Below are 9,771 nucleotides of genomic sequence, written 5' to 3'. Positions count from 1 at the left end.
AGCTCAAGCAGAAGAAGTACCTGAAGCGGCTCAAGGTCGTCGAGAACTTCATGGAATCCGGCAACCGTCCGGAATGGATGATCATGAAGGTGGTTCCGGTGATCCCGCCGGATCTGCGTCCGCTTGTCCCGCTGGACGGCGGCCGCTTCGCCACGTCGGATCTGAACGACCTCTATCGCCGCGTCATCAACCGCAACAACCGCCTGAAGCGGCTGATCGAGCTGCGCGCGCCCGGCATCATCGTGCGCAATGAAAAGCGCATGCTGCAGGAAGCCGTCGATGCACTGTTCGACAACGGCCGCCGCGGCCGCGTCATCACCGGCGCCAACAAGCGTCCGCTGAAGTCGCTGTCCGACATGCTGAAGGGCAAGCAGGGCCGGTTCCGCCAGAACCTGCTCGGCAAGCGCGTCGACTATTCCGGCCGCTCGGTTATCGTCACCGGTCCGGAGCTCAAGCTGCACCAGTGCGGCCTGCCGAAGAAGATGGCGCTCGAACTGTTCAAGCCCTTCATCTACGCCCGTCTCGACGCCAAGGGTTACTCCTCGACCGTCAAGCAGGCGAAGAAGCTGGTCGAGAAGGAGCGTCCGGAGGTCTGGGATATCCTCGACGAGGTCATCCGCGAGCATCCGGTGCTGCTGAACCGCGCACCGACGCTGCACCGCCTTGGTATCCAGGCGTTCGAGCCGATCCTGATCGAAGGCAAGGCGATCCAGCTTCACCCGCTGGTCTGCACGGCCTTCAACGCCGATTTCGACGGCGACCAGATGGCGGTCCACGTGCCGCTGTCGCTGGAAGCGCAGCTTGAAGCCCGCGTGCTGATGATGTCGACCAACAACATCCTGCACCCGGCTTCCGGCGCGCCGATCATCGTGCCGTCGCAGGACATGGTTCTCGGTCTCTACTACCTTTCGATCGTCAATCAGAACGAGCCGGGCGAGGGCATGGTGTTTGCCGACATGGGCGAACTCCAGCACGCGCTCGAGACCAAGGCGGTGACGCTGCATGCCAAGATCAAGGGGCGCTTCCGCACGGTCGACGCCGACGGCAAGGTCGTGTCGAAGATCTACGACACCACGCCTGGCCGCATGATCATCGGCGAGCTGCTGCCGAAGAACCACAACGTGCCCTACGAGACCGCCAACCAGGAGATGACCAAGAAGAACATCTCCAAGATGATCGACACCGTCTACCGCCATTGCGGTCAGAAGGAGACGGTCATTTTCTGCGATCGCATCATGGCTCTCGGCTTCAGCCACGCCTGCCGTGCCGGCATTTCGTTCGGCAAGGACGACATGCTGATCCCGGACGCCAAGATCAAGCTGGTCTCCGACACCGAGGCTTTGGCCAAGGAGTACGAGCAGCAGTACAATGACGGTCTGATCACCCAGGGCGAGAAGTACAACAAGGTCGTCGACGCCTGGGCCAAGTGCTCGGAAAAGGTCGCCGACGAAATGATGGCCCGCATCAAGGCGGTCGAGTTTGAGGACAACGGCCGTCAGAAGCCGATGAACTCGATCTACATGATGTCGCACTCCGGTGCGCGCGGCTCGCCCACCCAGATGCGCCAGCTCGCCGGCATGCGCGGCCTGATGGCCAAGCCTAGCGGTGAAATCATCGAGACGCCGATCATCTCGAACTTCAAGGAAGGCCTCACCGTGCTCGAGTACTTCAACTCGACCCACGGCGCCCGCAAGGGGCTGGCCGACACCGCCTTGAAGACGGCGAACTCGGGTTACCTGACGCGTCGTCTCGTCGACGTGGCGCAGGACTGCATCGTCAACTCGCTCGACTGCGGCACCGACAAGGGCCTCACCATGCAGCCGATCGTCGATGCCGGTCAGGTCGTCGCCTCGGTTGGTCAGCGCGTTCTCGGCCGCACCTCGCTCGACGACATCACCCACCCGGTCACCGGCGAGGTTCTGGTCAAGGCCGGAACGCTGATGGACGAGCGTGACGTGGAACTGATCGAAAAGGCCGGCGTGCAGTCGGTTCGCATCCGTTCGGCGCTGACCTGCGAGGTCAGGGTCGGCGTCTGCGCGGTCTGCTACGGACGCGATCTGGCCCGCGGCACGCCCGTCAACCAGGGCGAGGCTGTCGGCGTCATCGCGGCGCAGTCGATCGGCGAGCCGGGCACCCAGCTCACCATGCGTACCTTCCACATGGGCGGCACGGCGCAGGTGGTGGATTCCTCGTTCCTTGAAGCCTCCTATGAGGGCAAGGTCGAGATCCGCAACCGCAACGTGGTGCGCAACTCCGACGGCCAGCTGATGGTCATGGGCCGCAACATGGCGGTGCTGATCCTCGACGAAGCCGGCAAGGAACGCGCCACGCACCGCGTTACCTATGGTTCGCGCATCTTCGTCGACGATGGCGACAAGGTGAAACGCGGCCAGCGCATCGCCGAGTGGGATCCTTATACCCGCCCGATCCTCACCGAAATCGAGGGCAGGGTGGCATTCGAGGATCTGGTCGATGGCATTTCCGTTCAGGAAACCGCCGACGAATCGACCGGCATCACCAAGCGCGAGGTCATCGACTGGCGTTCGACGCCACGCGGCAACGACCTCAAGCCGGCGATCGCCGTCCTGGATGCCAAGGGCAAGGTCGGCAAGCTGTCGAAGGGCGGCGACGCCCGCTTCCTGCTCTCGGTCGAGGCCATTCTTTCGGTCGAGCCGGGCGCACAGGTTCGTCCCGGCGACGTGCTGGCGCGTATCCCGATGGAAAGCGCCAAGACCAAGGACATCACCGGCGGTCTGCCGCGTGTTGCCGAACTGTTCGAGGCACGCCGTCCGAAGGACCACGCCATCATCGCCGAGATCGATGGCACGATCCGCTTCGGCCGCGACTACAAGAACAAGCGCCGCATCATCATCGAGCCGCATGACTCGACGCTTGAGCCAGTCGAATACCTGATCCCGAAGGGGAAGCCGTTCCATCTCCAGGACGGCGACGTCATCGAGAAGGGCGACTACATCCTCGACGGCAATCCGGCGCCGCACGACATCCTGGCGATCAAGGGCGTGGAGGCGCTTGCCTCCTACCTCGTCAACGAGATCCAGGAGGTCTACCGACTGCAGGGCGTGTCGATCAACGACAAGCACATCGAGGTGATCGTTCGCCAGATGCTGCAGAAGGTCGAGATCACCACGCAGGGCGATTCGACCTACATTCCGGGCGACCACGTCGATGTGATCGAGCTGGAAGAGGTCAATGAGCGCCTGGTCGAGGAAGGCAAGAAGCCGGCCGAAGGCCAGCCGGTGCTGCTCGGCATCACCAAGGCCTCGCTGCAGACGCCGTCCTTCATCTCCGCCGCCTCCTTCCAGGAGACGACGAGGGTGCTGACCGAAGCTGCGGTTGCCGGCAAGACCGACATGCTGCAGGGCCTGAAGGAAAACGTCATCGTCGGCCGGCTGATCCCGGCCGGTACCGGCGGTACGATGAGCCAGATCCGGCGCATCGCCACCTCGCGCGACGAGTTGATCATCGACGAGCGCCGCAAGGCGTCCGGCGTCGAGGTCGCCGAGCCGATGCTGACCGACATGGTTAACGCCGCGCAGTAAGCGCGCAAGCAAGAGAAGATAGAAAAGGGGCCTAAGTGGCCCCTTTTCGCATTTTGGTTCCTCAATCGGATCGGAGAAGAAACGATGAGCAGGAAGATTTGGGCTTCTGTCGACGACTACATTGTCGAAGCTCTTTTCGAGGCGGATCCCGCTCTTGATGCCGTTCTGGCGGCCAACCATGATCAGGGCCTGCCGCCTATCGACGTTTCCCCGGCACAAGGCAAGCTGCTCTCACTTCTTGCGCGAATGCAGGGAGCGAGGAAGGTACTCGAAATCGGCACATTGGGCGGTTATTCGACAATCTGGATGGCGCGAGCATTGCCGATGGACGGCAAGGTCGTGACGCTCGAGCTTGATCCGCACCACGCCAGTGTCGCGCGGTCGAACTTTGAACGGGCAGGGGTGTCTGACCGTGTGGAACTGCGGGTCGGACCGGCGCTTCAATCGCTTGCGGCCTTAGGCGCCGAGAATGCCGGGCCGTTCGACTTCATCTTCATCGACGCCGACAAGCCGAACAACCCGCACTATCTGTCCTGGGCCATGCGTCTTTCGAGGCCGGGGACCGTCATCGTCTGCGACAATGTCATCCGTGACGGCGCGGTGGTGAATGAAGATGGTCGCGACGCCAATGTCGAAGGGGCACGCGCGGCGTTCTCGTTCATCGGCAGCGACAAGCGTCTGGAAGGCACCGCGATCCAGACTGTTGGCGCCAAGGGCTATGACGGCTTTGCAATAGCGATCGTCAATTGAAGCTGCCACCGGCGGCTGGCTTTTTAAAGGAATCGGCAATTGAACGAGGCAACATCTGGGAATTGATCAACGCTGGCCGAGATCGCATGAGCTTTGGGCAGCGAAGACTTTGGAACCTGATCAAGATCGATCCGGAAGAATGGCTGCATCACTCTCCTGCTGGGAGTGATCATCGCGTCTGGGTCGTAGCATTGATCGGCCGGAGCGTGATTTCGTACAATGCCATTGAAGCTGGTTTCGACCGCTCAAAATTCGTTCGTTATGGAGAAATCACGGAGCTTGGCTGGGGCCAGGCCGATCTCGAGGTGGCGGTTCAACATGTCATCAGCGAACTTGAACAAGGACACCGGACGGCTCCCGTTGCTTCTGCGCCTCGTCCGGGAGAATTCCCGGACGGCAAGCCAAGATGATCCGGAACATTCAAGGTCGCTCTACCGGGGTCAGTGTCAATCGAAAAAAGCTTCCACCACATTGCGCTTGCCGAGCATGAAGGCGTCGGCGACGTGCTGCAGGGGCGCGAGATCGACGTCGGAGGTGCCGGCGCGCACGATCTCGGCGAAGCGCTTGTAGAGCATCGGATATTCGGCTTCCGGCTCCTCGTGAACGACGCGGCCATCGATGGCGAGCGTTGAGCCGCCGCCAGAAAGCACCATCGATCCGGCCTCGGTATCGGCCAGGATGTCCCAGCTTTGCGGGCCGGTCTGACGCCAGTCGAGTTCCATCGTCACCGGCAGACCGTTCGAAGTGCGGAAAGCGATATGGGCGGCGATCGGTGCCGCGCGGTTCTCGGGGAAATCGAGTTCTGCCGAGCTGATGAACATCGGCGGCAGGATGTGGGTAGCGATCGACAGGGCGTTGATGCCGGGATCGAACACGCCAAAGCCGCCGGGAGCCCAGATCCATTCCTGATTCGGATGCCAGCGGCGCACGTCTTCTTTCCAATTGATGGCGGCCGACCTGATCGTTGTCGATCCAAGGAATGCGCGCGCAGCTTCGACAGCCGGCGCATAGCGTGAATGCCAGCTGGCGAACAGGCAGACGCCGTTCGCTGTCGCCAGCGCCTTCAGGTCTTCGACCTCGCTGACCGTGGCGCCGGGCGGCTTTTCCAGGAAGACATGCTTTTTCGCCGTGAGCGCCAAGCGCGCGGCGTCGTAACGAAACTGCGGCGGCATGCACAGCGACACCGCCTCGAGCTCTGGCGTTGCGTCGAGCATCGCCTCGATCGTCGGGAAATTCGGGATGTCTTCGACTTTGCCGTGGCGGCTGGCTGCGGCGACCAGGCGATAATCCTGGTCCTTCGCCAAGGCCGGCAGGTGCTGGTCGCGGACGATCTTTCCCACGCCGACGATGCCGAGCTTGATGGGATTAGAGGACATGGGAGCTCCGCAGGTTAAGTGTGCTTGGTTTTGCCAGAGGTCGCTTCTTAGCAGAGAACTTGTGCCGGGCAAGTCGCCGGGCTTTGTCGCCGGCCCGTGAGATCGACCGCGATTCAGATCTCTTCAGATCGGCACATCGAACGTCACGATCGACACTTCGCCTTCGAGCGCGCCCTGATAGGCGGACAGATGCGGCTCCTCGTCGGGCACGCCGTCCATGTCGCCGATCTGATCGAGCTCTGCCTCGGCATAACCTTCGGCGGCAAGCGATTCGAGAGCGCGGCGCACCGCCGAATCGTCGTCCGGCGCGACCAGCATCACATGCACGCCTTCCGGCTTGCCGCCTTTGCGCGTCCACACCCGGCCGGTAATAATGGTGACCGGGCGCTCCTCATTGTCATTCACGGGTTCGTACCTCCGGGCGAGGGGGTTTGGGCTGCTCATGCCGCCTTTTCGCACGAAGCACGGCCTGGAAACAGCCGCAAGCCGGTCACTTTCTGGCTTCCTCTTGAAAAACGGCGCAAGAAAATTACATGCGCTTTTCGCATGGCTGCCACGCCTCGGGTTCAGCGCAATATTTGCCGCTCCGGGGTTGACGGACAGTGGCCATACGAGTAGAAGCCGCCCAGTCAGAACCGATGTGAGGCTCTTGCTTCCGAAGCGACACGCTTTGGAGTTTGCCTCAAACAGGGTTCGTTTTACGAGCGAAAAGACATTTCCGGCGTGCATGAAGCGGCTTCCGCTTCCTCTGCCATTTGTTCGGGCAAGACCGCGAGGCGCGGTTTGTGGCCCGAATTTGCGTATGGAAATGACGCTTTGAGCGGCCCTGACCGGGCGAGACACGGAATTGAGAGACAAGAGGGTTTAATGCCTACCGTCAACCAGCTGATCCGCAAGCCGCGCATTGCGCCGGTGAAGCGCAACAAGGTCCCGGCCATGCAGCAGAACCCGCAGAAGCGGGGCGTCTGCACGCGCGTCTACACCACGACGCCGAAGAAGCCGAATTCGGCGCTGCGCAAGGTGGCCAAGATCCGCCTGACCAATGGTTTTGAAGTGATCGGTTACATCCCCGGCGAAGGCCACAACCTTCAGGAGCACTCGGTGGTGATGATCCGCGGCGGTCGCGTCAAGGATCTTCCGGGCGTCCGCTACCACATCATCCGCGGCGTGCTCGACACGCAAGGCGTGAAGAACCGCAAGCAGCGCCGTTCGAAATACGGCGCCAAGCGTCCGAAGTGACCGAAGCGTAGCCAAGGTCGTTCCGGACGGCGTCAAGCGACGATCCGGGATCAGGCCACCGCGTAGAATTGAGGCAGAGAAAAAATGTCCCGTCGTCACAGTGCAGAAAAGCGTGAGATCAATCCGGACCCGAAGTTCGGCGATCTGATCGTCACCAAGTTCATGAATGCCGTCATGTATGACGGCAAGAAGTCGGTTGCCGAGACCATCGTCTACGGCGCGCTCGATCAGGTCCAGTCCAAGACCAAGCAGGAGCCGGTCACCGTCTTCCATCAGGCGCTCGACAATGTCGCGCCGCATGTCGAAGTGCGTTCGCGTCGCGTCGGCGGCGCCACATACCAGGTTCCGGTCGACGTGCGCCCCGAGCGCCGTCAGGCATTGGCCATCCGCTGGCTGATTGCCGCCGCCCGCAACCGCAACGAGACCACTATGGTCGACCGCCTCTCCGGCGAGCTGATGGACGCGGCCAACAACCGCGGCACCGCCGTCAAGAAGCGTGAAGACACCCACAAGATGGCAGAAGCCAACCGCGCTTTCGCGCACTACCGCTGGTAAAGCGCGAACGAGACTGAAGAGGCACCTCCCATGGCCCGCGAATATAAAATCGAAGACTACCGCAATTTCGGTATCATGGCGCATATCGACGCCGGCAAGACGACGACCACCGAGCGCGTCCTCTATTACACGGGCAAGTCGCACAAGATCGGCGAAGTCCACGACGGCGCTGCCACCATGGATTGGATGGAGCAGGAGCAGGAGCGCGGCATCACCATCACGTCGGCCGCGACCACGACCTTCTGGAAGGGTCGCGACGGCAAGATGCACCGCTTCAACATCATCGACACCCCCGGCCACGTCGACTTCACCATTGAAGTCGAGCGTTCGCTGCGCGTGCTCGACGGCGCCATTGCGCTGCTCGATGCCAATGCCGGTGTCGAGCCGCAGACGGAGACCGTCTGGCGCCAGGCCGACAAGTATCGTGTGCCGCGCATGATCTTCTGCAACAAGATGGACAAGATCGGCGCCGACTTCTACCGCTCGGTCGAGATGATCGGATCGCGCCTCGGTGCGCATGCCGTCGTCATGCAGCTGCCGATCGGCGCCGAGACCGAGTTCAAGGGTGTCGTCGACCTCGTCGAGATGAACGCGCTGGTCTGGCGCGACGAGACGCTGGGCGCTGCCTGGGACATCGTCGAGATCCCTGCCGACCTCAAGGCTCGTGCCGAAGAATACCGCGAGAAGATGATCGAGGCCGCCGTCGAAATGGACGAGACGGCGCTCGAGAATTACCTCGAAGGCAAGATGCCGAGCAACGACGAGATCCGTGCGCTCATCCGCAAGGGCACGATCGCGGTGAAGTTCTATCCGATGTTCTGCGGCTCGGCCTTCAAGAACAAGGGCGTGCAGCCGCTGCTCGACGCCGTCGTCGAATATCTGCCGTCGCCGGCCGATGTCCCGGCCATCAAGGGCGTCGACGCCAAGACCGACGCCGAGATCGAGCGTCATGCCGACGACAACGAGCCGCTGTCGATGCTTGCCTTCAAGATCATGAACGACCCGTTCGTCGGTTCGCTCACCTTTGCCCGCATCTATTCGGGCAAGCTCACCAAGGGCATCTCGGTCGACAACACCGTGAAGGGCAAGAAAGAGCGCATCGGCCGCATGCTGCAGATGCATGCGAATTCGCGCGCCGACGTCGAAGAGGCGTTTGCCGGCGACATCGTCGCCCTCGCTGGCCTCAAGGACACCACCACCGGCGACACGCTCAGTGATCCGCTGCATCCGGTCATCCTCGAGCGCATGGAATTCCCCGATCCGGTCATCCAGATCGCCATCGAGCCGAAGACCAAGAACGACCAGGAAAAGATGGGTCTCGCCCTTCACCGCCTGGCCGCCGAGGATCCGTCCTTCCGCGTCAAGACTGACGAGGAATCGGGCCAGACGATCATTTCCGGCATGGGCGAGCTTCACCTCGACATCATCGTCGACCGCATGCGCCGCGAGTTCAAGGTCGAGGCCAATGTCGGCGCGCCGCAGGTGGCCTACCGCGAGACGATCACCCGCAAGCACGAGCAGGACTACACGCACAAGAAGCAGACCGGCGGTACCGGCCAGTTCGCCCGCGTCAAGATCCTGTTCGAGCCGAATCCGGAAAGCAGCGAATTCGAGTTCGAAACCAAGATCGTCGGCGGCGCTGTGCCGAAGGAATACATCCCCGGTGTCGAAAAGGGCATCAACAGCGTCATGACCTCGGGCCCGTTCGCCGGCTTCCCGATGATCGGCGTCAAGGCGACGCTGATCGATGGCGCCTACCACGACGTGGACTCGTCGGTTCTGGCCTTCGAAATCGCCGGCCGCGCCTGCTTCCGTGAAGCAGCCCCCAAGCTTGGCGTGCAGTTGCTCGAGCCAATCATGAAGGTCGAAGTGGTGACGCCGGAAGATTACGTCGGCAGCGTTATCGGCGACCTGAACGGCCGTCGCGGCCAGATCCAGGGCCAGGAAGCCCGTGGCGTGGCTGTGGTCATCAACGCGATGGTGCCGCTCGCCAACATGTTCAAATACGTGGACAACCTTCGCTCGATGAGCCAGGGCCGCGCGGCCTACACGATGCAGTTCGACCACTACGAGCCGGTCCCGACCGCGGTCGCCCAGGAAGTCCAGAAGAAATACGCGTAACTCGAAACGAGTTGCATCAGTAACTTAATTCAAGGCCCGCACGGGCTGGCAGGAATGGAGAGATCACATGGCAAAAGGTAAATTCGAGCGCACTAAGCCTCATGTGAACATTGGCACGATTGGTCACGTCGACCATGGCAAGACGTCGCTGACGGCGGCGATCACCAAGT

At 61.9% G+C, this 9,771-nt stretch carries 9 protein-coding genes; 7 read left to right on the top strand and 2 right to left on the bottom strand.

The genetic code is table 11. From position 1 onward, the window contains the following. The 3 genes from rpoC to NKH28_RS33690 all read left to right on the top strand — a co-directional run. Nucleotides 1-3,560, top strand: a 3,560-nt coding sequence (gene rpoC / locus NKH28_RS33700; protein ID WP_352981411.1) for a DNA-directed RNA polymerase subunit beta', incomplete at its 5' end; no start/stop codon positions are given. An 84-nt stretch (nt 3,561-3,644) separates the two neighbouring features. Next, nucleotides 3,645-4,310, top strand: coding sequence for an O-methyltransferase (locus NKH28_RS33695; protein ID WP_352474774.1), 666 nt, complete (start codon nt 3,645-3,647; stop codon nt 4,308-4,310). Beyond that, nucleotides 4,307-4,720 carry a hypothetical protein gene (locus tag NKH28_RS33690; RefSeq protein WP_352981410.1) on the top strand — a complete coding sequence of 138 codons (414 nt, stop codon included), beginning with the start codon at nt 4,307-4,309 and terminating at the stop codon, nt 4,718-4,720. Before NKH28_RS33695 ends, NKH28_RS33690 begins: the two co-directional genes overlap by 4 nt. Nucleotides 4,721-4,756: 36 nt before the next feature. Here NKH28_RS33690 and NKH28_RS33685 read toward each other — a convergent pair whose 3' ends face one another. Together NKH28_RS33685 and NKH28_RS33680 are read right to left on the bottom strand one after the other, a co-directional pair. Beyond that, nucleotides 4,757-5,686, bottom strand: a complete 930-nt coding sequence (locus NKH28_RS33685; RefSeq protein ID WP_352981409.1) for a Gfo/Idh/MocA family protein — start codon at nt 5,684-5,686, stop codon at nt 4,757-4,759. 123 nt (nt 5,687-5,809) lie between these two features. Then, nucleotides 5,810-6,091, bottom strand: coding sequence for a transcriptional regulator (locus NKH28_RS33680; protein WP_352981408.1), 282 nt, complete (start codon nt 6,089-6,091; stop codon nt 5,810-5,812). Nucleotides 6,092-6,553: 462 nt separating this feature from the next. Here NKH28_RS33680 and rpsL point away from each other — a divergent pair, with 462 nt between their 5' ends. The 4 genes from rpsL to NKH28_RS33660 all read left to right on the top strand — a co-directional run. Further along, nucleotides 6,554-6,925 (top strand): 30S ribosomal protein S12, encoded by a 372-nt coding sequence (gene rpsL / locus NKH28_RS33675; RefSeq protein ID WP_006333356.1) that lies wholly within the window; start codon nt 6,554-6,556, stop codon nt 6,923-6,925. Between the two features lie 84 nt (nt 6,926-7,009). Continuing rightward, entirely contained in the window at nt 7,010-7,480 is a 471-nt protein-coding gene (gene rpsG, locus NKH28_RS33670) for a 30S ribosomal protein S7 (protein ID WP_008875664.1), read from the top strand. Between the two features lie 30 nt (nt 7,481-7,510). Then, nucleotides 7,511-9,601, top strand: coding sequence for an elongation factor G (gene fusA / locus NKH28_RS33665; protein ID WP_023680448.1), 2,091 nt, complete (start codon nt 7,511-7,513; stop codon nt 9,599-9,601). 67 nt (nt 9,602-9,668) lie between these two features. After that, nucleotides 9,669-9,771, top strand: a 103-nt coding sequence (locus NKH28_RS33660) for a GTP-binding protein (RefSeq protein WP_245464554.1), incomplete at its 3' end; no start/stop codon positions are given.

Source organism: Mesorhizobium sp. M1227 (assembly GCF_040318315.1).
Lineage (GTDB): Bacteria > Pseudomonadota > Alphaproteobacteria > Rhizobiales > Rhizobiaceae > Mesorhizobium.
The sequence above is the reverse complement of the archived record's forward strand: the minus strand, read 5'-3'. Positions and strand labels throughout refer to the sequence as shown.

What these genes read in the sequence shown, in the direction of transcription:
- fusA (WP_023680448.1), top strand. Translation starts at nt 7,511, where the DNA reads ATGGCCCGCGAATATAAAATCGAAGACTACCGCAATTTCGGTATCATG.
- NKH28_RS33685 (WP_352981409.1), bottom strand. Translation starts at nt 5,686, where the DNA reads ATGTCCTCTAATCCCATCAAGCTCGGCATCGTCGGCGTGGGAAAGATC.
- rpsL (WP_006333356.1), top strand. Translation starts at nt 6,554, where the DNA reads ATGCCTACCGTCAACCAGCTGATCCGCAAGCCGCGCATTGCGCCGGTG.
- NKH28_RS33695 (WP_352474774.1), top strand. Translation starts at nt 3,645, where the DNA reads ATGAGCAGGAAGATTTGGGCTTCTGTCGACGACTACATTGTCGAAGCT.
- rpsG (WP_008875664.1), top strand. Translation starts at nt 7,010, where the DNA reads ATGTCCCGTCGTCACAGTGCAGAAAAGCGTGAGATCAATCCGGACCCG.